18 protein-coding genes are annotated in these 19,951 nt (G+C 58.9%); 13 read left to right on the top strand and 5 right to left on the bottom strand.

Annotation, left to right across the window (positions count from 1 at the left end; translation table 11 throughout):
- Positions 1–190: 190 nt before the first annotated feature.
- Positions 191–472 carry a YjcB family protein gene (locus PGH32_RS16175; RefSeq protein ID WP_314417451.1) on the bottom strand — a complete coding sequence of 94 codons (282 nt, stop codon included), beginning with the start codon at positions 470–472 and terminating at the stop codon, positions 191–193.
- A 769-nt stretch (positions 473–1,241) separates the two neighbouring features.
- Between PGH32_RS16175 and pgaA the strand changes: the two genes are divergently transcribed.
- Genes pgaA through PGH32_RS16150 form a run of 5 tightly spaced genes read left to right on the top strand, consistent with a single transcriptional unit; the run spans position 1,242 to position 8,349 of the window.
- A complete protein-coding gene (gene pgaA / locus PGH32_RS16170; RefSeq protein WP_337894554.1) occupies positions 1,242–3,695 on the top strand; it encodes a poly-beta-1,6 N-acetyl-D-glucosamine export porin PgaA in 2,454 nt (817 codons plus the stop codon).
- Between the two features lie 10 nt (positions 3,696–3,705).
- The gene (pgaB, locus tag PGH32_RS16165) at positions 3,706–5,715 is read left to right on the top strand and encodes a poly-beta-1,6-N-acetyl-D-glucosamine N-deacetylase PgaB (protein ID WP_443112793.1); all 2,010 of its coding nucleotides are present in this window, start codon (positions 3,706–3,708) and stop codon (positions 5,713–5,715) included.
- Complete coding sequence (gene pgaC / locus PGH32_RS16160; RefSeq protein ID WP_337894553.1) at positions 5,712–7,040, top strand: poly-beta-1,6-N-acetyl-D-glucosamine synthase; 1,329 nt, start codon at positions 5,712–5,714, stop codon at positions 7,038–7,040. Before pgaB ends, pgaC begins: the two co-directional genes overlap by 4 nt.
- Before the next feature lie 5 nt (positions 7,041–7,045).
- Complete coding sequence (gene pgaD / locus PGH32_RS16155; RefSeq protein ID WP_337894552.1) at positions 7,046–7,468, top strand: poly-beta-1,6-N-acetyl-D-glucosamine biosynthesis protein PgaD; 423 nt, start codon at positions 7,046–7,048, stop codon at positions 7,466–7,468.
- 26 nt (positions 7,469–7,494) lie between these two features.
- On the top strand, positions 7,495–8,349 hold the full coding sequence (locus PGH32_RS16150; RefSeq protein ID WP_337894551.1) for a diguanylate cyclase: 855 nt from the start codon (positions 7,495–7,497) through the stop codon (positions 8,347–8,349).
- Between the two features lie 10 nt (positions 8,350–8,359).
- Here PGH32_RS16150 and soxS read toward each other — a convergent pair whose 3' ends face one another.
- Positions 8,360–8,782, bottom strand: a complete 423-nt coding sequence (soxS, locus tag PGH32_RS16145) for a superoxide response transcriptional regulator SoxS (RefSeq protein WP_314417459.1) — start codon at positions 8,780–8,782, stop codon at positions 8,360–8,362.
- A gap of 143 nt (positions 8,783–8,925) precedes the next feature.
- On the opposite strand from soxS, the gene soxR reads away from it, so the two are divergent.
- The 4 genes from soxR to PGH32_RS16125 all read left to right on the top strand — a co-directional run bounded on the left by soxR (position 8,926) and on the right by PGH32_RS16125 (position 13,632).
- A complete protein-coding gene (gene soxR / locus PGH32_RS16140; protein ID WP_314417461.1) occupies positions 8,926–9,393 on the top strand; it encodes a redox-sensitive transcriptional activator SoxR in 468 nt (155 codons plus the stop codon).
- Between the two features lie 40 nt (positions 9,394–9,433).
- On the top strand, positions 9,434–10,096 hold the full coding sequence (locus tag PGH32_RS16135; RefSeq protein ID WP_337894550.1) for a glutathione S-transferase family protein: 663 nt from the start codon (positions 9,434–9,436) through the stop codon (positions 10,094–10,096).
- A gap of 340 nt (positions 10,097–10,436) precedes the next feature.
- Positions 10,437–11,786 carry an NCS2 family permease gene (locus tag PGH32_RS16130; RefSeq protein WP_337894549.1) on the top strand — a complete coding sequence of 450 codons (1,350 nt, stop codon included), beginning with the start codon at positions 10,437–10,439 and terminating at the stop codon, positions 11,784–11,786.
- A gap of 196 nt (positions 11,787–11,982) precedes the next feature.
- Entirely contained in the window at positions 11,983–13,632 is a 1,650-nt protein-coding gene (locus PGH32_RS16125) for a Na+/H+ antiporter (protein WP_314417466.1), read from the top strand.
- 45 nt (positions 13,633–13,677) lie between these two features.
- Here the strand turns inward: PGH32_RS16125 and PGH32_RS16120 are convergent, their stop codons facing one another.
- A complete protein-coding gene (locus tag PGH32_RS16120) occupies positions 13,678–14,580 on the bottom strand; it encodes a LysR family transcriptional regulator (RefSeq protein WP_314417467.1) in 903 nt (300 codons plus the stop codon).
- A 109-nt stretch (positions 14,581–14,689) separates the two neighbouring features.
- Between PGH32_RS16120 and PGH32_RS16115 the strand changes: the two genes are divergently transcribed.
- The 4 genes from PGH32_RS16115 to PGH32_RS16100 all read left to right on the top strand — a co-directional run bounded on the left by PGH32_RS16115 (position 14,690) and on the right by PGH32_RS16100 (position 17,815).
- Positions 14,690–15,121: a CidA/LrgA family protein gene (locus PGH32_RS16115; protein ID WP_337894548.1), complete on the top strand. Its 432-nt coding sequence runs from the start codon at positions 14,690–14,692 to the stop codon at positions 15,119–15,121.
- Positions 15,114–15,812: an LrgB family protein gene (locus PGH32_RS16110; RefSeq protein ID WP_314417471.1), complete on the top strand. Its 699-nt coding sequence runs from the start codon at positions 15,114–15,116 to the stop codon at positions 15,810–15,812. The genes PGH32_RS16115 and PGH32_RS16110 overlap by 8 nt, the downstream gene beginning before the upstream one ends.
- A 144-nt stretch (positions 15,813–15,956) precedes the next feature.
- Positions 15,957–16,502 (top strand): YfaZ family outer membrane protein, encoded by a 546-nt coding sequence (locus PGH32_RS16105; protein ID WP_314417472.1) that lies wholly within the window; start codon positions 15,957–15,959, stop codon positions 16,500–16,502.
- A 350-nt stretch (positions 16,503–16,852) separates the two neighbouring features.
- Positions 16,853–17,815, top strand: a complete 963-nt coding sequence (locus PGH32_RS16100) for an Rpn family recombination-promoting nuclease/putative transposase (protein WP_337894547.1) — start codon at positions 16,853–16,855, stop codon at positions 17,813–17,815.
- Positions 17,816–17,881: 66 nt separating this feature from the next.
- On the opposite strand, the gene actP is transcribed toward PGH32_RS16100, so the two are convergent.
- Both actP and PGH32_RS16090 read right to left on the bottom strand, forming a co-directional pair.
- Positions 17,882–19,540, bottom strand: a complete 1,659-nt coding sequence (gene actP, locus PGH32_RS16095; protein ID WP_314417475.1) for a cation/acetate symporter ActP — start codon at positions 19,538–19,540, stop codon at positions 17,882–17,884.
- Positions 19,537–19,848, bottom strand: coding sequence for a DUF485 domain-containing protein (locus tag PGH32_RS16090; protein WP_314417476.1), 312 nt, complete (start codon positions 19,846–19,848; stop codon positions 19,537–19,539). Before PGH32_RS16090 ends, actP begins: the two co-directional genes overlap by 4 nt.
- Positions 19,849–19,951 lie beyond the last annotated feature (103 nt).

The raw sequence follows: 19,951 nt of genomic DNA, 5'->3' as shown, positions 1-19,951 counted from the left end.
GTATTTCACGATATGCGATTAGGAAAATTCCTGTGGATTTAAAAATAAATTCTGATTCGGTTTATTGCGCTGAGGATTATTTATAAGCCAGCGATAATTCGCGCTGTTTTAACAAAGCAGATAAGGAGGGGAAACGAAGCAGGGCGGGAAGCAAACTGGCCCGATGAGTCCGGCTCATCGGGCCGGGAAATCAGGGCATCGGCCAGTCCGGCGGCGTCTGGCTCATGACGTTGATAAACACGTCTTTAGTGATATGCCAGAAGTTGTATAAATTTTCCATCCCCAGGCTAATCCCCAGCAGGCCGGTAACGAACCAGCATGACATGCCAATACCGATGCCGGTAAAGACGAAAGCCATAGCGTTGCGGCTGGCTTTACGGCACTGCACGTTGAACGTGCTGGCGATAAACATCATGACTGCGCTCAGCAGTTCCCATCTCATCAGCATAACGCTGGCGGTTATCGTACCCATGTTTAACTCCACGATGATCGGTCCTGACTGACTGGAAGCGGCATCACCGTAAGCGGAACAAGAGCTGCCAGGTAGGCTCTTTCCGGACTGACATAAAGGTCAAGGAAGTGTGACGACGGTCACATTATATCATCGGTTTTTAAAAGTTGAACGAAATTTACGCACGATATGACAATTTTCTGGCGCGCTGAAAGCGGGCTGTCGCTCTGCTGCCGCCGGGTTTTTTTCAATTGAAAAGAATGAAATTAATCACGGTGATTAAATTCAGCCGTTGAAAAAGGCTTTTTCTCTTTGCAGAAAGGCGGGGGATCGGCTAAGGACGTGCGGTGTAAATCAGATCCATTTATTACTGGAGTTTTGCTGTTTTCATTTCCCCGATTCAATTCGCATTACGACATTGATTAATGAGTCTGATAGGAATTTTGTTTTTCAGTTTTTGTACAGCAGCGTTTTTTATAAATTGAGCTGAGTGCGGGGATGAGTCTTATTTCAACTGGTATGGTGAGTTTGGTAATTTATTGAAAATAAATAACTTATTGTTTTTGAATTTCGACAAATAAGTCCGTATTACAAAGGTTTAAGAGGAATCTTAAGCCTTAAAAGTTGTACAGGCTCTCAATGCTATGTAGGATTTTCATAACAAATGATACGACTATCTATTCTCCCGAAACCTGATTTTGGGTGGGGATTTCGTCGCTATAAAAACTCAAATAAATAATAAACCCAACAATACACCTGTACGGATAAGTAAAATAATAAAGGAGTTGCCGTGTTATTTTGTTGCTTTTCCAGGTTGAAATGCCGCCCACACCAGCGGAAAAAAGCGGTCGCGTTATTACTCACATTCAGCACCCTGCCATCGCTGGCGGCGGCGCAGAATTATGACGCCCTGATCGTGGCCGCTCGCGAGGGAAACAATGCGCCCGCCCTGCGATTCTTCGACGGTGAAGCCGAACGACGAACGCTGAGCGCGGGTGAAATCGCCGACTGGCTACAGATTGCCAGCTGGGCCGGGGAGGATCGCCAGGTCGTGGCCGTCTGGCAGCGCTACGATCGGCAGGTTACGCTGCCGGTTCGTGGCCTGCAGGCGGTGGCCGGATCGCTGCGCAACCTGCACCAGTGGCAGACTTCGCTTGCCGTCTGGCAGCGGGCGCTGGCCCGCGAGCCGGGCAATGACGACCTGCACAGCGGTTATCTGATGACCCTGGCCGATGCCGGAAACAGTGCGCGGGCGCTGCCGCTGGCGCAGCAGCGTGTTGCGGCGGCGGCCACCGCCCGGCGCTGGCTCGACCTCTCCTACGTTCAGTTTGCCGCCGGGAAAAAAGAGGATGCGCTGCAGTCCGCCAGCGCGGCGGAGTCGCGCTTTGCCGGCGATCGGCAGATTGAGCAAAACTACCTTAACGCGCTCTCCCTGAACCGGGTCAGCGGCCCGGCGCTGCGCCAGGCCACGCGCGCAGAGCCGGACGCGGCGCAGCTACGCCGACTGCAGCGTGACGCCGCGGCGGAAAAGGTGCGTGTCGCCTTTACCCCGAGCCGTTCGGAAGCGGAGCGTTTTGCCGTGGCCGACCGTGCGCTGGCTGACTATCAGCCGCTGCTGGCGGCATGGCAGAACGACCCCGACGCCCACGCCGATTATCAGCAGGCGCGCATCGACAGGCTGGGTGCGCTGGTTGCCCGCAGCCGTATGCAGGACGCGGTGGAGGAGTATCAGCGCCTGACGGCAGAGGGGACGGTGATACCCACCTATGCCCGCCGCTGGGTGGCGGCGGCGTTTCTGTGGCTGCGCCAGCCGGATCGTGCTGTGGCCATCTATCAGTCGCTGCCGCCCGAAACGTCGACCAGCCCGCTCAGCCGCACCGAGCAGAGCGATCTGTTCTATGCACTGGCCGAGGATGAGCAGCCCGATGCCGCCCGTCGGCAGAGCGATCGTTTCGTCGCCTCCAGCCCCTATCTGCTCAATATTTTCGGCTCACCGGAACGGGTTCCTGACGATGACTGGCTGGATGCGCAGCAGCTGCAGGTTCAGTCTGCCCTGCTGCATGACGATCTGCCTGCCGCCCAGCAGCGCGCTGAACATCTGGCGCAAACCGCGCCGGGCAATCAGGGATTACAGATAGACGTAGCCAGCCTGTGGCTGATTCGCGGCTGGCCGCACCGCGCGGAAGCCGAGCTGAAGCGCGTGGAGAGCATGGAGCCGCGCAGCCTGGGGCTGGAAACCCAGCAGGGGCTGACGGCGCTGGAGCTGCAGGAGTGGCGGCAGGCCGACCTGCTGGCGGATGACGTGATAAAGCGCCAGCCGGAAAGCCGCAGCACGCAGCGCCTCGATCGCCTGCGCAACGTCCATCGTTACGCCGAGCTGCGCGTGCAGGGTGAACACGGCATCAACTCCGACAGCCCGGTCAGCGGGGACAACGACCTCTCCCTCGACGCGCTGCTCTACAGCCCGCCCATCGATGACAACTGGCGGATCTTTACCGGCCTGTCGTTTGCCGACAGCGAGTTCAGCGAAGGCCGGGGGATTAACCGCAGCGTGCGCGGTGGTGTGGAATACCGCACCCGCGATAACTGGGCGGAAGCCGAACTGAACGGCCAGCGCTTCGGCAGCGGGCAGAAAATCGGTGCGCGGCTGTCGGGCTGGCACGACTTCAGCGATAGCTGGCGCATTGGCGGCAGCGCGGAGCGCCTGATGCGTGAAGCACCGCTGCAGGCGCTGCGCAACGGCATCACCGTTAACGGCGGCAGCCTGTGGGCGCGCTGGCGGCAGAGCGAACGCCGGGAATGGCAGGTTTCCGTTGCTCCCTCCTGGTTTTCGGACGGCAACAACCGCGTGGAGTGGTCGATTGACGGCTCGGAGCGGCTGACCTCCGGGGCGCGCTACTCCCTCGATTTTACGCCGGGTATCAGCGGCAGCCACAACAGCAAAACGGATACGCCGTACTACAGCCCGTCGCGGGATCTGGCGGTGGTGCCCGCGCTGAGCCTCGATCACCTGATGTATCGCCACTATCAGACCGAATGGAGCCAGCAGGTTGAGCTGGGTGCCGGTTCGTACTGGCAGCAGGGGCAGGGCAGCGGCGCGGTGACCACGGTCAGCTACGGCCAGCGGGTTCGCTGGAACGACGTGCTGGATACCGGCGTGAAGCTGACGTGGGATAAACGCCCGTATGACGGCGTCCGCGAGCAAAACCTTTCTGTTTCATTTGATATGAACTACCGATTCTGAGGACCGGACGATGCGTTTGTTCATGCTTCTTTTACTGTTGCCTGCCGCACTGCTGTTAAACGGCTGCAGCCAGGCCGGGCACCCGCGCTTTCTCTCTCCCGCTGACCGGCCGCTGTCGGCCGCTGAAAAGCCGTGGCCGAAAAATCACTTTATTGTTCTCGCCTATCACGACGTGGAGGACGAGTCCGCCGATCAGCGCTACCTGTCGGTGCGCAGCAGCGCGCTGAACGATCAGTTCGCCTGGCTGCGGGAAAACGGCTATCACCCGGTGTCCGTGGATGACATTCTCACCGCCAGAGCCGGCGGCAAGCCGCTGCCGGAAAAGGCGGTGCTGCTCAGCTTCGATGATGGCTACAGCAGCTTTTATCGCCGGGTCTGGCCGCTGTTAAAAGCTTACCAGTGGCACGCGGTGCTGGCGCCGGTAGGCAGCTGGATTGATACCCCCGCCGGGCAGCCGGTGAACTTTGGCGGGCTGATGACGCCGCGCGATCGTTTCACCACCTGGCAACAGATTGGCGAAATGTCCCGCTCCGGGCTGGTTGAAATCGGTGCGCACACGTATGCCCAGCACGAGGGCGAGGTGTCCAACCCGCAGGGCAACAGCGAGCCGTATGCGGTGAATCGCCGCTATGACACGAAGCAGCAGCGTTACGAAACCGGGGCCGAGTACCGCCAGCGGGTCAACGCCGACGTGGATAAAATCACCCAGCGTATTACCGCTGCGACCGGCAAAGCGCCGCGCGTGTGGGTCTGGCCTTACGGCGCCGCCGGCGGAGAAGCGCTGAGCATCGTGCGCCAGCACGGCTATCAGATGGCGATGACGCTGGATGACGGGCTGGCCTCCGTGGATGCGCTGGACAACGTGCCGCGCCTGCTGATTGCCAATAACCCCAGCCTGGAAAGCTTTGCCCAGCGGATTGTTGAGGCACAGGAAACCAGCGCGATGCGGGTAATGCATGTCGATCTCGACTACGTCTACGATGCCGACCCTAAGCAGCAGGCGCGCAATTTAGACAAGCTGATCCAGCGCGTGGCCGACTCCGGGGCGAACACGGTCTTTTTACAGGCCTTCGCCGACCCGGACGGAGACGGGCAGGTGCATGAGCTCTATTTCCCCAACCGCTGGCTGCCGGTGCGCGAGGATCTGTTTAACCGCGTCGCCTGGCAGATCGCCACCCGCACCCGCGCCGAGGTTTACGCCTGGATGCCGGTGCTGGCCTTCGATCTGGACAAATCCCTGCCGCGCGTGGAGAAAATCGATCTGAAAACCGGGCAGACCCGGGTGGACCCGCAGCAGTATCAGCGGCTGTCGCCGTACAGCAGCGTCGCCCGCGACCGCATTCGCGAGATCTATCAGGATCTGGCCAGCCACGCGGTGTTCAGCGGCATCATCTACCACGATGATGCGGTGCTCGCCGACGATGAGGACGCCGGTCTGGATGCGCTTCGTGCCTATCAGGCCGCCGGATTCCCGGCGTCGATTGCCGAAATTCGCCGCGATCCTGAAACCTTCCAGCGCTGGACGCGCTTCAAGAGCCGCACGCTGATCGACTTCACCCGCCAGCTGACCGCCGACGTGCGGGCCATTCGCGGACCGCAGGTGAAAACCGCGCGCAATATCTTTGCCCTGCCGATCCTGGAGCCGCAGAGCGAAGCGTGGTTTGCGCAAAACCTCGACGACTTCCTGCAGGCCTATGACTGGGTGGCACCGATGGCGATGCCGCTGATGGAGCAGGTGCCCGCGCAGGAAAGCAACGCCTGGCTGGACAGGCTGGTGACCGAGGTAGGTCGCCGACCGGGCGCGCTGAAGAAGACCGTCTTTGAGCTGCAGTCCCGCGACTGGCGACAGCCGGAACAACACGGCGCTATTCCTGCCACCCAGTTGACGAGCTGGATGAAGCAGCTGCAGACCAGCGGCGCGCAAAGCTTCGGCTATTACCCGGATGACTTCCTGAACGACAGCCCCGCGCTGAACGACATCCGTCCCGTCTTTTCATCAACCTGGTATCCGCTGCCATGATCGATCGTATCCTTGCCTTTCTGATGCTCTGCCTGGTGCTGAGCATACCGTTCGGTATTACGGTGATTTATACCGGTGAAGTGATGCTGAACTTTGTTTTCTTCTGGCCGCTGTTTATGTCCGGCATCTGGATGACCGGCGGACTCTATTTCTGGTTTTACCGCGAACGCCACTGGAAATGGGGGAAAGACGTTGCCGCCCCCGAGCTGGAGGGGAACCCGCTGATTTCGATTATCGTTCCCTGCTACAACGAAGAGGCCAACGCCGGGGAGGCGCTGCTGGCCGCGCTGGGGCAGCGTTATAGCAATATCGAAGTGATCGCCGTTAACGACGGTTCTAAAGACAACACCGCCGCCGTGCTGGATGCCATGGCCGCCAGCCATCCTAAGCTGCGGGTGATCCATCTGGCGGCTAACCAGGGCAAGGCGATTGCCCTGCAGACCGGGGCCGCCGCCGCGCGCAGCGACTTCCTGGTGTGCATCGACGGCGATGCGCTGCTGGACAGAGACGCCGCCGCCTGGCTGGTGGCGCCGCTGCTGAATAATCCGCGCGTGGGGGCGGTGACCGGTAATCCGCGCATCCGCACCCGCTCCACGCTGATTGGGCGGATCCAGGTGGGGGAGTTTTCCTCAATTATCGGTCTGATCAAACGCACGCAGCGGGTATACGGCCAGGTGTTTACCGTCTCCGGCGTGGTTGCGGCGTTCCGCCGCCGCGCGCTGGCGGAGATCGGCTACTGGAGCCCGGACATGATCACCGAGGATATTGATATCAGCTGGAAACTGCAGCTGCGTCACTGGTCGGTGTTCTTTGAACCGCGCGCGCTGTGCTGGATCCTGATGCCGGAAACGCTGAAAGGCCTGTGGCGCCAGCGGCTGCGCTGGGCACAGGGCGGGGCGGAAGTGTTCCTGAAAAATCTGCGCCATATCTGGTCGTGGGAATATCGCCGGATGTGGACGCTGTTCTTTGAGTTCAGCCTGTCAACCATCTGGGCCTTTACCTATGCGGTGAGCGTCATTCTGTTCCTGCTGGGGCTGGTGATGCCGATCCCGGACAGCATCCGCGTTTACGACCTGTTTCCGCCGCAGTTTACCGGCATGGTGCTGGCGGTGACCTGTCTGCTGCAGTTCAGCGTCAGTCTGCTGATTGAACGGCGCTACGAGCCGCGCCTGGCCGGTTCTCTGTTCTGGGTCATCTGGTATCCGCTGGTCTACTGGATGCTGAGTCTGTTCACCACGCTGGTGGCCTTCCCCAAAGTGATGCTGCGTTCCAGAAAGCAGCGCGCCCGCTGGGAAAGCCCCGATCGCGGTATCGAAAAAGGATAATCACTATGGCGAATCCGTTAATTTTCACCCCTCGCGGCTGGGTGCCGCGCGTAATCGATTTTGTGCTGACGCTGTTTGGCTGGGGCGGTTTTATCTGGCTGTTTACCACCGGGCTGCTCAAGGTCCTGCAAACCATGCCGTTCAGCGGCCCGCGCCCGCTGGTGTCCGGGCTGAGCACGCTGACGCTGTATATCGGCATCGGGCTGTTTAATGCCCTGCTGCTGATCGGCTGGGCCAAGTATAACCAGCTGCGTTTTCGCACCGAGCGGCGCCGGCGCAGGCCGGGGCTGGAGCCGGTGGAGGTGGCGCGCAGCTTTGACATCAGCCAGCAGGACGTCGGCCTGCTGAGCGGCAGCGACAGGCTACGGGTTTATCACGACGGCGACGGGCGCATTACGCAGGTAGAACCGCTACGGGGGCCGGCCTGAGCGCCGCTTTCAGGGAGGGATTCACTATGAGCATTGACCGGGATGGCAGCTCGCCTGTCGCCGCACCGTCGCGCACGCTGCGTAAATCTTTTCACCGCATCCATCTCATTATTGCTGCGGTTGCGCTGCTGGCGGGTCTGATTTCGCTGCTGGCCATGGCGCTGGATAACCCCCATCAGGGCGGCCAACTGCCCGATTATTTATGGCCGCTGCTGCTGCTGCTCAGCGTGGCGCTGCTGGTGAGCGGGCTGGTGGCCAGCTTCCTGACCCGGCGGCTGAATGCGGAGCTGGACCGCTGGCATCAGCACCTGACGCGGGAAAATGACACGCTCGCCCATCAGGCGCTGCACGACCCGCTCACCGGATTGCCCAACCGCGCGGCGTTTAACCATCAGCTGGAAAAACGCTGGCTGGATCCCCGCGAGCGCCAGCGCGTTGCCGTGCTGTTTATCGACGGTAACCGCTTCAAAGAAGTGAACGATCGATTTGGTCATGCGGCGGGCGATCGGGTATTGAGGGTTATCGCCCGGCGGCTGCGGGCGCGGCTGCGCAAAGACGATCTGGTGGCGAGGCTGGGCGGTGACGAGTTTGCCATTCTGCTGACCGCGATCGATCGCGAAGAGCAGGCGGCGCAGGTGGCGCGGGATATTACCGCCGAGATGCGGCAGCCGGTAGAGCTGGAAGACGGTACGCGGCTTCCCCAGACGCTGAGTATCGGCGTTGCCTTAGGCAAGCATCATCAAAGTACCGGGGTGCTGCTTGCCCAGGCGGACAGCGCGATGTATCAGATTAAACAGCGGGGCGGCGGCTGGTTCCTGTCCCCGTCGTTCTGGGAACTGACGCCCGGAGGGCCACCGGAGACGGCGGCGGCACCGTGCTGACCCGTGCGGGTCAGCTGCAGACGGTGCTGACTTTACTGCCGCCGCGCGCGAAGCCGTTCATGGCAAAGTCGCTGCAGTCGAAATTCCAGCTGCCGCGCTGAAGCGCCTGGCGACGCATAGTGTGGCGGTAGGCCGTCGGCGTCTGCGAGAACTGACGGCGGAACACGCGGGAAAAGGTCTGCTGCGAGTCGTAGCCATACTGCATGGCGATATCAAACACCGGGCGCTGGGTTTTCCGCAGCTCTTCTGCCGCCAGCGTCAGGCGGCGTTCGCGAATATAGCCCCCGAGGGTTTGCTTGGTCACGGTACGGAACATACGCTGCAGGTGCCATTTCGAATAGCCCGATTTGGCCGCCACTTCATCAATCGACAGCGTTTTATCAAGATTGCTTTCGATCCAGTCGGTAAGGGTGCGGATGATGTCATCATGCATACGTTTTTCTCCCTGGTTCTGCGTCAAATCTGGCCGCCATAACGTCTGACGTACTGGCAACGGATGGGCACGATGATATGCATCTCGCCCTTTCAATGGAGGCTGAGTATAATTCCTCAAGTTAACTTGAGGTAAAGCGCTAAATGAAAAAAAACGGCAACTCCCCCAACAAGCGTGAACTGACTCCGGGCGACGTGGCGCAGCGCTGCGGCGTTGCGGTTTCGGCACTGCATTTCTATGAAAGTAAAGGGTTAATCAGCAGCCACCGCAATGCGGGGAATCAGCGCCGCTATACGCGAGACGTGCTGCGGCGAGTGGCAATTATCAAAATTGCCCAGCGTATCGGTATTCCGCTGGCGACGATCGGCGATAATTTAATGCAGTTTCCGCCGGGGAAAAGGATGTCGCCAAGAGAGTGGGCGGTGCTGTCGCAGCAGTGGCGCGACGAGCTGGACAGCCGTATCGAAATGCTGACCCATTTGCGTGACGATCTGGATGGCTGCATTGGCTGCGGCTGCCTCTCTATGGAAGACTGCCCGCTGCGTAACCCGAATGACCGCCTGAGCGAACAGGGGACCGGGGCGATCCTGCTGGATGTGAAAAGCAGCTGAGCCGCTTCTATACTGAAAGTCTTTGACTGCCGGAGCGAACATGATCACCGTACATCATCTCAACAACTCCCGTTCGCAGCGCGTCCTGTGGCTGCTGGAAGAGCTGGACGTGCCTTATCAGATCAAACGCTACCAGCGTGAACCCAGCATGCTGGCCCCCGAAGCGCTGAAAAAAATCCATCCGTTGGGAAAATCCCCGGTGATAACCGACGGCAATCGGGTGATTGCCGAGTCCGGCGCGATCCTTGAATACCTTGCCGGCCACTATGATGACGAAGACCGCCTGGCGCTGGTGGATGAAGACGAGCTGCTGCAGTCCCGCTACTGGCTGCACTACGCCGAAGGGTCGCTGATGCCGCTGCTGGTGATGAAGCTGATTTTCAGCCGGATGGGGCAGGCGCCGGTGCCCTGGTTGCTCAGGCCGATTGGCAGCGCGTTTGGCAAAGGGATACAGAAAGCGTACCTGGACAAGCAGCTGACCACCCACCGGCAGTATATCGAACAGCATCTGGCGCAGCACGACTGGTTTGCCGGCAGCCGCTTCAGCATTGCCGATGTGCAGATGAGCTTCCCGCTGCTGGCGCTGACCGCCCGCGCAGGTGCGGCCGACAGCCCGGCGATTCAAAACTGGCTGGAGAAAGTTCAGCATCGCGGAGCCTGGCAGCGTGCGCTGGAAAAGGGCGGCGAAATCACCCTCTCCTGAAGGTCTGTTTGCGGCGGGTAGGCGCTCATAAGAAAGCGCTATTTTTGCCGTCCAGCATATCCCGATAAAGTTTCGCTTAATCCGGGATTCGCATTGAATTACCGGGTTGCGGGTTTTGGAATAAATAAAGATAACCGTGAACAGGTGTTGAAAACGGACCGTTAAACGCTGGATAATCGTTTGCCTTTTAATTAAGCATCTAAATTACGCGGTTTTAAACACGCAAAAGACAACGTGTTTCCTTTTGTCGTGAATATTGCACCGGAGACGCAAACGTTTACGTAGGTTTGTTTCCCGGTGCCGCGCAGCAATAGCTCATAAGAAATTTCAGGGGATTACTATGTCGACTCCTTCTAAACCGGCCGGTGGTACGTTAGACACCTGGTTCAAAATATCCGCGCGCGGCAGCAGCGTGCGGACCGAAGTTCTGGCCGGTGTGACCACTTTTCTGGCAATGGTTTATTCGGTGATTGTGGTGCCGAGCATGCTGGGCAAAGCCGGTTTCTCTCCCACGGCGGTGTTTGTTGCCACCTGTCTGGTGGCCGGTTTTGGTTCACTGCTGATGGGGCTGTGGGCGAATTTGCCAATGGCCATCGGCTGCGCCATCTCCCTGACGGCCTTCACCGCCTTCAGTCTGGTGCTGGGCCAGCACATCAGCGTGCCGGTCGCGCTGGGTGCGGTGTTCCTGATGGGTATTCTGTTTACCGTGATCTCCGCAACCGGGATCCGCGCCTGGATCCTGCGTAATCTACCGATGGGCGTGGCACACGGTACCGGCGTCGGTATCGGCCTGTTTCTGCTGCTGATTGCCGCCGACGGCGTGGGCCTGGTGGTGAAAAACCCGGCCCCGGGCCTGCCGGTGGCGCTGGGTAACTTTGTCTCCTTCCCGGTGATTATGTCGCTGCTGGGTCTGGCGGTAATTTTTGGTCTCGAAAAGCGCCGCGTACCCGGTGGCATTCTGCTGACCATCATCGGTATTTCGGTGATTGGGCTGATCTTTGACCCGGCGGTGAAATACCAGGGGCTGTTTGCCATGCCGAGCCTGAGCGATGCGCAGGGCAACTCGCTGGTGTTCAGCCTGGATATTCTCGGTGCGTTGCAGCCGGCGGTGCTGCCAAGCGTGCTGGCGCTGGTGATGACGGCGGTGTTTGATGCCACCGGCACCATTCGCGCCGTGGCCGGCCAGGCGAACCTGCTGGATAAAAACAATCAGATTATCGACGGCGGCAAAGCCCTGACCAGCGACTCGGTGAGCAGCATCTTCTCCGGTCTGGTGGGCGCTGCGCCTGCGGCGGTGTATATCGAATCGGCGGCCGGTACGGCGGCGGGCGGTAAAACCGGCCTGACGGCGGTGGTGGTGGGCGTGCTGTTCCTGCTGATCCTGTTCCTGTCGCCGCTGGCGTATCTGGTACCGGGTTATGCGACGGCACCTGCGCTGATGTACGTTGGCCTGTTGATGCTGAGCAACGTGTCGAAAATCGATTTCGATGACTTCGTTGATGCCATGTCCGGCCTGCTGGCCGCGGTGTTTATCGTACTGACCTGTAACATTGTGACCGGCATTATGATCGGTTTCGGTTCGCTGGTGATTGGCCGCATCGTGGCCGGTGAATGGCGCAAGCTGAATGTTGGCACCGTGGTTATCGCGGTGATCCTGGTGGCCTTCTACGCGGGCGGCTGGGCGATTTAATCCTGTTCCGGGGCCGGGATCGCCGGCCCCACCTTCAGATGTCACTGAATTTTCCCCTCGACGCACATCCTGTTTTTCATCAGTTTATTTATTTGCTTTACTATAACCAGTGTCTTACGGCGCTGCCGGATAGGGCTTTGCCCTTGCCTTGCAGGCGTTCACCTGCACACCACTGGAAGATAAATAAAAGGAAAGCATGGAAATCTTCTTTACCATCCTGATTCTGATGCTGGTCGTTTCGCTGTCGGGCGTCGCCGCGCGAATGATCCCATTTCAAATCCCCCTGCCGCTGGTTCAAATCGCCGTGGGCGCACTGCTCGCCTGGCCGACGTTTGGTCTGCACGTTGATTTCGATCCGGAGCTGTTCTTAGTGCTGTTTATCCCGCCGCTGCTGTTTGCCGACGGCTGGAAAACCCCCACCAGTGAGTTTTTGCACCACGGGCGCGAGATCATCGGCCTGGCGCTGGTGCTGGTGCTGATCACCGTGGTGGGTATTGGCTACCTGATTTACTGGCTGGTGCCGGGTATCCCGCTGATCCCGGCTTTTGCCCTGGCGGCCGTGCTGTCGCCGACCGATGCCGTGGCGCTGTCCGGCATCGTTGGGGAAGGGCGCATCCCGAAAAAGATTATGGCGATCCTGCAGGGTGAGGCGCTGATGAACGACGCGTCGGGCCTGGTGTCGCTGAAGTTTGCCGTCGCCGTGGCGATGGGCACTATGGTGTTTACCGTCTCCGGGGCGTCGCTGGAATTTCTCAAGGTGGCGATTGGCGGCCTGCTGGCGGGTATCGCTATCTGCTGGCTGTACGGCAAATCCCTGCGTCTGTTCAGCCGCTGGAGCGGCGATGACCCGGCAACGCAGACCGTCCTGCTGCTGCTGCTGCCGTTTGCCTCTTACCTGATTGCGGAACACATCGGCGTTTCCGGCATTCTGGCCTCGGTTGCCGCCGGGATGACCATCTCCCGATCCGGCATCATCCGCCAGGCACCGCTGGCGATGCGCCTGCGCGCCAACGGTGCCTGGCAGATGCTGGAGTTTGTCTTCAACGGCATGGTGTTCCTGATGCTGGGCCTGCAGCTGCCGGGGATTCTGGAGATTTCCGTCAGGCAGGCCGATGCCGATCCGAACGTGGAACTGTGGGCGCTGTTTGCCTCCGTCGTCACCATTTATGCCGCGCTGATGGTCGTCCGCTTCGGCTGGCTGTGGGGCATGCGCTATATCAGCCGCCATATGCTGAAGAAGCGCCCGATGGAGTTTTCCAGCTACACCACGCGTGAGCTGCTGATCGCTTCCTTTGCCGGAGTGCGCGGTGCGATTACCCTCGCCGGCGTACTGTCGATTCCACTGCTGTTAAGCAACGGCAATGACTTCCCGGCGCGCTATGAGCTGGTGTTCCTCGCGACCGGGGTGATCCTCTTCTCCCTGCTGGTGGGGGTGGTGATCTTACCGCTGCTGCTGCGTGGGATTGAAGGCACCGATAAAACCGTTCACCGCCGCGAAGTGCAGATGGCGCGGGCGGTGATGGCCGGCACGGCGATTGAAAGCCTGTACAAAATGGAAGAACGCCTGCTGGCCGACAGCGAAGAAGCGCTCGATCCGGAACTGCTGAAAGAGGTCAGCTCGCGGGTGATTGGTAATCTGCGCCGCCGGGTGGATGGCAAAGAGGATCTGGAGCGCGCGCTGTATGCGGAAAATCTGGAGCGCCGCTTCCGCCTGACCGGTCTGCGTGCGGAACGCGGCGAGCTGTATCACCTGCGCGCCACGCAGCAGATCAGTGACGAAACGATGCACAAGCTGCTGCACGATCTTGACCTGATGGAAACGCTGCTGAGCGAAAAAGAAGAGTAAGCCTGAACGGGGCGACCGCTGAAAGGGTCGCCCTTTTTTATGACGTTAAACCACCCGTCCGGGCGTGCTGTCCGGCCAGAATTCACGGCAGCAGGCAATCCACGCCTGAGCGCTGCGCGACAGATAGCTGCCTTCCCGCCAGATAAGCCCCAGTTTCCACACCAGGTCCGACTCCAGCGGCAGCCACAGCAGCTGGCTTTTATCCAGCCGCTGGCAGATCGGTTCCGGCAGGATCGCCACCCCCATTCCCGCCTGTACCATCGCCGCCAGGAAGTCCCACTGCCCGCTGCGAACGGCGATCTGCGGCGTGAAGCCGCTGGCCTGAAAGGCCCGCATCAACTGGCGGTTAAGGGAAAACTCTTCGTTGTAGATTAAAATCGGCTGTCCGGCCAGTTCGCTGAGTTTGAGGTGCGTGCGCCGTAGCCAGGCCTCGGTACGCGGTACCAGCACGCACAGCGGATGGCTCATCAGCGGCAGCGAGTTGAGCGGCAGATCGTCCGCCACCGGCAGGGCGGTCATGGCAATATCCAGGCTGCCTGACAGCACCGCCTGCTGAACGGTCAGCCCGCCGAATTCGGAAATTTTCAGCTCCACGCCGGGATAGCGCTGACGAAAAGCAGAGATCGAGCCGGCGATCTGCATGCCGACCATTGGCGGGATACCCAGCCGCAGCTCGCCGGTTTTCAGTTCGTTAAGATCGCTGATTTCCGCTTCCAGCTGCTTGAACTCCTGCAGGATGGTCAGCCCGCGCTGATAGACCGCCTGGCCGGTATCGGTCAGATGCAGCTTGCGGCCTTCGCGCATTAACAGGGTGCAGCCCAGCTCATCCTCCAGCTGGCGGAGCATTTTGCTGATGGTCGGCTGCGTGACGTAAAGCTGTTCGGCCGCCCGGGTAAAACTCTGCTGGCGGACAACTTCAACAAAATAGCGCAGGGCGCGAACGTCCATAATCATTCCTGTTTGGCATAGTTGAAATAATATTAAGTCATTTTTTTCACGCTTTGTTACTCCTTTATAATAATCACAGCAAAAAGGCTCCCAATGAGGTAATGACGCGATGGCCACCATGACAGACCCGGTGAAAACGGGCTGGCTGCTACGGGTTCAGGTTCCACTACAGGTAATGCTGTATGTCGGTTTGTTTGTTTTTTCACAACATCTGGTGGGCTGGCTGCACCTGCCGCTGCCGGCCAATATCGTCGGCATGCTGCTGCTGCTGGCAATGATTATGCTGCGCATTCTGCCGCTTCGCTGGGTGAAGGCCGGGTCTAACTGGCTGCTGGCCGAAATGCTGCTGTTCTTTATCCCGGCAGTGGTGGCGGTGGTGAACTACTCCGAGCTGCTGCGGGTTGAGGGCTGGCGTATTCTGCTGGTGATCACCCTCAGCACGCTGCTGGTGCTGGGGGCAACCAGCATCGTCGTCGACCGGGTCAGCCGTTTTGAGCTGTGGCTGGCCGCGCGTAAACAGCAGAGGCAGCATCATGAATGATTTTGTCCTGAGCGTTCTGTGCCTGGCCGCAACCCTGCTGATTTACTTTGCCAATAAACGACTGTATCGGCGCTGGCACCGGCTGCTGCTGATGCCGCTGGTGATGACGCCAATGGTGCTGGTGGCCCTGCTGGTTGTCACCCACATCAGCTGGCAGGACTATATTGGCGAAAGCCACTGGCTGCTGTGGCTGCTCGGCCCGGCAACGCTGGCTTTCGCGGTGCCGGTGTATGAAAACATGACGATTATCCGCCGCCACTGGCTGTCGCTGACCGCCGGGGTGATCACCGCCACGCTGGTGGCGATCTGCAGCTCGGTGTGGCTGGCGCGCCTGCTGACGCTGCCGGAGGAGATCCAGCGCAGCCTGGCGGTGCGTTCCATCACCACGCCTTTTGCGCTGGCGGCGGCAGAGCAGCTGGGCGGTAAACCCGACCTGGTCGCCCTGTTTGTGGTGATCACCGGGGTCTTCGGCATGGCGGTCGGTGACCTGCTGTTCCTGCGCCTGGCGATCAAGCAGGGGATGGCGAAAGGCGCAGGTTTCGGTGCCGCTTCGCACGGGGCCGGTACGGCGCGCGCCTACGAACTCGGTCCGCAGGAGGGCGTGGTGTCCAGCCTGGTCATGATGCTCTCCGGGGTGCTGACGGTGATTATCGCGCCGGTAGTCGGCCATATTATGTGGGTCAGCGCCTGACGGAAATATCTGGTTACTCACTCTTTTGTAAGATTATTCAAATTTATTACCATTTAGCTCATTCTCATATAATTCTTAAAACAGTTGGTTTACGCTGCACCACCGCCGTTTTCAGGCGTGAGTAAATTAAATTGGGAGAGAACAATGAAAAAAGTGGCAATGACGACCGGCGCCCTGGCGCTGCTGGCGCTGGCAGGAACGGCTCAGGCGATTGATGGCGGCGTGAGCGTCGGCAAAGATTACACCGACGTTCACGTTGGTTTGGGCACCAGCACGCCGGGTTTTGCCTTATCCGGTGACTGGCTGCGCAGCGATCACGATGGCAACGTCAGCAGCCTGGGCCTGGGCTATAACGTGGCGATCGGCGATGTGATGCTGTCCCCAACCATTAAAGCCATGTCGACCAATCCGAAAGACACCAAAGATGGCTACGCGATCGCCGTTGGCGGCGGCGTACAGGTGCCGGTCACTAAAATGTTCAATGTTTACGGCCAGTACTTCTACTCGCCGGACTCCTTCTCCAGCCACATCGATAACTATCAGGAAGCCTCGGCCGGCATCAGCTTCCAGCCGATTTCGCTGGTTGACGTCAACGTTGGCTATAAATACATGTCAATGAACGGCAAAGACGGCCGTAAAGATAACGTCGTGGCCGACGGCCCGTACGTGGGTGCCGCGCTGCACTTCTAATCGTCCAGTTGTACACTTCCGCCGCGCTGCCCCGCGCGGCGGAAGCTGACGGGGCGTAAACGGGCAGTGAGCCTGTTTCGCCCCGTTGGTCTGCCGCATTATCTGGCCGGGTGTATTTCACCGTTCACCTTAGCCGTTCATCATCTCCGTTCATTCTGCTGTTCCTTTAAAGTTAAATTACCCGACCGGCGTTTTTAACTGAAATAGGGAGTGATAATTTTCGGGCCGAGCTCGGGGTTATTATTATCGAAAACAGGCCGTTTGCAGAAAAATGGAAGGGCTGCCGCAGGCGCAGAGAATAAATAAAAAATTCCCTTTCTGGCATCTGAAAAATAAAGCATCTTGCGGTGATGAAAGGAACTCAAACGCCAACGCCGCATGATGCGATTTTTAAAAAGATATTAGGCCACCCGGATACCGCGCGTGACTTTTTACAGATCTACCTGCCGTCAGATCTGCTCAATGCGTGCCGTCTTGATACCCTCGCACTGGAATCAGGGAGTTTTATTGAACAGGATCTGCGTGCTTACTATTCCGACGTGCTTTATTCGGTCAAAACCCTCAAAGGGGAGGGCTATATTTATACGCTGATTGAACATCAAAGCACGCCCGACAGGCATATGGCCTTTCGATTAATGCGTTACGCCATCGCGGTGATGCAGCGCCATCTTGATGCCGGCAATGAACAACTGCCGCTGGTGGTGCCGATACTTTTTTATCACGGTCGGGTCACGCCTTATCCCTGTTCAATGAGCTGGCTGCAGGCATTTAGCGATCCGCAACAAGCGGCCCGGCTCTACGGCGGCGACTTCCCACTGGTTGACGTGACGGTTATTCCGGATGATGAAATCATGCAACATCGCCGAATGGCGATACTCGAACTGCTGCAGAAGCATATTCGCCAGCGCGATCTCGTGGAGTTGCTGGAGCCGCTGGTCACGCTGCTGTTCGCTGGCTACACTGGCGAAGAGCAGCTGAAACCGCTGTTCAACTATATGTTACAGGTCGGCAGGACGCCCTCACCGCATGCTTTTGCACAGGAGCTGTCTCGCCGAATGTCTGGATACAGGGAGGGAATGATGACGCTGGCAGAATGGTTTGAGCAGAACGGCAATCAGTTTTTTTTTGAACAGGGAGAGGAACAAGGGATTGAAAAAGGCATGGAAAGGGGGCTGAAAGAAGGCCGCCAGGAAGGCGCACAAGATGAAAAACGATCGCTGGCGAGAAAAATGCTGGCGAAGGGATTCGAGCGTCAGGCGATAGCAGAAATTACCGGCCTGTCGGAAGATGAACTCGCCAACATGAATCATTAATCATCAGTTAAGCTTGCGGCTTACCAACTCAGGGGCAGGCATCCGACCCGCCCCTGTCGCCATAATTTAATGCCCTTTACCGCCCTCAATACCGACGCCGGTTTGTGAACGAACAAACTGAGCCTGGAAGCGCAGGCGCTCCTGCGCACCTTCCGCTGAGTTATCGGTGATGGAGAACAGCCAGGTGCCGATAAAGGCCGCCAGCATCGAGAACAGCGCCGGATACTCATACGGATAAACCGGCTTGTCGTGCCCCAGCACCTGTACCCAGACGGTCGGGCCGAGGATCATCAGCACCACGGCGGTGATTAACCCCAGCCAGCCGCCGATCATGGCGCCGCGAGTGGTCAGTTTTGACCAGTACATCGACAGCAGGATAATCGGGAAGTTACAGCTGGCGGCAATCGAGAAGGCCAGCCCGACCATAAAGGCAATATTTTGCTTCTCAAACAGGATCCCCAGCGCAATTGCTACCACGCCGAGCACCAGTACGGTGATTTTGGATACTCTCAGCTCTTCGCGTTCGGTCGCCTGTCCTTTGCGGAACACGCTGGCGTACAAATCGTGGGAAACCGCCGATGCGCCTGCGAGGGTCAGCCCGGCTACGACGGCCAGGATCGTGGCGAAGGCCACCGCAGAAATAAAGCCAAGGAACAGGCTGCCGCCGACCGCGTCGGCCAGATGCACCGCCGCCATGTTATTACCGCCAATCAGCGCACCCGCGGCATCTTTGAAGGCCGGGTTAGCCCCCACCAGCAGGATCGCGCCGAAGCCAATAATAAAGGTCAGGAAGTAGAAGTAGCCCATAAAACCGGTGGCGTAAAAGACGCTTTTACGCGCCTCGCGGGCATCGCTGACGGTAAAGAAGCGCATCAGAATATGCGGCAGGCCTGCGGTACCGAACATCAGGCCCAGGCCGAGCGACAGCGCGGATATCGGATCTTTCACCAGGCCGCCGGGACGCATGATCTCAATGCCCTTCGGGTGGACCTTCATCGCTTCGGTAAACAGATTATTGAAGCTGAAGCCGACGGTTTTCATCACCATGATGGCCATAAAGCTGGCACCGAACAGCAGCAGTACGGCCTTGATGATCTGCACCCAGGTGGTGGCCAGCATGCCGCCGAACAGCACGTACATCACCATCAGAATGCCGACCAGAACGACCGCAACGTGGTAGTCCAGCCCGAACAGCAGCTGAATGAGCTTACCGGCCCCGACCATCTGTGCAATCAGGTACAGCGCCACCACCACCAGTGAACCACAGGCGGAAAGGGTTCGAATCGGCTTTTGCTTCAGGCGGTAGGAGGCCACGTCGGCAAAGGTGTAACGGCCAAGGTTGCGCAGGCGTTCGGCGATGAGGAACAGAATAATCGGCCAGCCGACCAGGAAACCGAGTGAATAGATCAGGCCATCGTAGCCGGAGGTATAAACCAGCGCCGAGATGCCAAGGAACGAGGCGGCAGACATAAAGTCCCCGGCCATCGCCAGCCCGTTCTGAAAACCGGTGATATTGCCGCCGGCGGTGTAGTAATCACTGCGCGAACGGGTACGTTTTGACGCCCAATAAGTAATACCCAGCGTGGCCGCCACAAAAATCAGGAACATGATAATGGCTTCAACGTTGGTGGGCTGGCGCTCCACCGCACCGGTAATCGCATCGGCGGCCTGCGCACCGAAAGGCAGCAGGGCGGGCAGAGTCAGGGGTAGCAGGCGAAGTTTCATCCTTTCACCTCGTTCAGCAGTTCACGGGTGAGGCGGTCGAACTCACCGTTAGCGCGCCAGACGTAAACGCCGGTCAGTACAAAGGAGACCACGATCAGGCCGATACCGATAGGGATACCGCGCGTGACGTTAGTGCCGTCATGTAGCGGCGTGCCCAGCCAGCCGGGAGCAAAGGCGATCAGCAGGATAAAACCGACGTAGAGCACCAGCATAATCAGGGACAGCAGGGTGGCAAAGCTCTGGCGTTTTCTGACCAGTTCTTTAAATCGGGCGCTTTTTTCTATGCGTTGATAAATGACATCGTTCATCACAGCGTCTCCAGAGGTAGAGTTATACCGGGACAGCAGAAGCACGGCTTCGGCGGCCAGGTTTTTTTGTTATCACTTCATGGTGCTGAAAATTAGGACGAAA

This window comes from Erwinia sp. SLM-02 (assembly GCF_037450285.1).
In the GTDB taxonomy this organism is placed as follows: Bacteria; Pseudomonadota; Gammaproteobacteria; order Enterobacterales; family Enterobacteriaceae; genus Erwinia.
This window is presented reverse-complemented; position numbering and strand designations above follow the sequence as displayed.

Coding starts and splice junctions, on each gene's coding strand:
- PGH32_RS16130 (WP_337894549.1), top strand. CDS start 10,437: ATGTCGACTCCTTCTAAACCGGCCGGTGGTACGTTAGACACCTGGTTC.
- PGH32_RS16100 (WP_337894547.1), top strand. CDS start 16,853: ATGAAAGGAACTCAAACGCCAACGCCGCATGATGCGATTTTTAAAAAG.
- pgaD (WP_337894552.1), top strand. CDS start 7,046: ATGGCGAATCCGTTAATTTTCACCCCTCGCGGCTGGGTGCCGCGCGTA.
- PGH32_RS16115 (WP_337894548.1), top strand. CDS start 14,690: ATGGCCACCATGACAGACCCGGTGAAAACGGGCTGGCTGCTACGGGTT.
- PGH32_RS16135 (WP_337894550.1), top strand. CDS start 9,434: ATGATCACCGTACATCATCTCAACAACTCCCGTTCGCAGCGCGTCCTG.
- PGH32_RS16175 (WP_314417451.1), bottom strand. CDS start 472: ATGGGTACGATAACCGCCAGCGTTATGCTGATGAGATGGGAACTGCTG.
- actP (WP_314417475.1), bottom strand. CDS start 19,540: ATGAAACTTCGCCTGCTACCCCTGACTCTGCCCGCCCTGCTGCCTTTC.
- soxS (WP_314417459.1), bottom strand. CDS start 8,782: ATGCATGATGACATCATCCGCACCCTTACCGACTGGATCGAAAGCAAT.
- pgaC (WP_337894553.1), top strand. CDS start 5,712: ATGATCGATCGTATCCTTGCCTTTCTGATGCTCTGCCTGGTGCTGAGC.
- PGH32_RS16090 (WP_314417476.1), bottom strand. CDS start 19,848: ATGAACGATGTCATTTATCAACGCATAGAAAAAAGCGCCCGATTTAAA.
- PGH32_RS16150 (WP_337894551.1), top strand. CDS start 7,495: ATGAGCATTGACCGGGATGGCAGCTCGCCTGTCGCCGCACCGTCGCGC.
- soxR (WP_314417461.1), top strand. CDS start 8,926: ATGAAAAAAAACGGCAACTCCCCCAACAAGCGTGAACTGACTCCGGGC.
- PGH32_RS16105 (WP_314417472.1), top strand. CDS start 15,957: ATGAAAAAAGTGGCAATGACGACCGGCGCCCTGGCGCTGCTGGCGCTG.
- PGH32_RS16120 (WP_314417467.1), bottom strand. CDS start 14,580: ATGGACGTTCGCGCCCTGCGCTATTTTGTTGAAGTTGTCCGCCAGCAG.
- PGH32_RS16125 (WP_314417466.1), top strand. CDS start 11,983: ATGGAAATCTTCTTTACCATCCTGATTCTGATGCTGGTCGTTTCGCTG.
- PGH32_RS16110 (WP_314417471.1), top strand. CDS start 15,114: ATGAATGATTTTGTCCTGAGCGTTCTGTGCCTGGCCGCAACCCTGCTG.
- pgaB (WP_443112793.1), top strand. CDS start 3,706: ATGCGTTTGTTCATGCTTCTTTTACTGTTGCCTGCCGCACTGCTGTTA.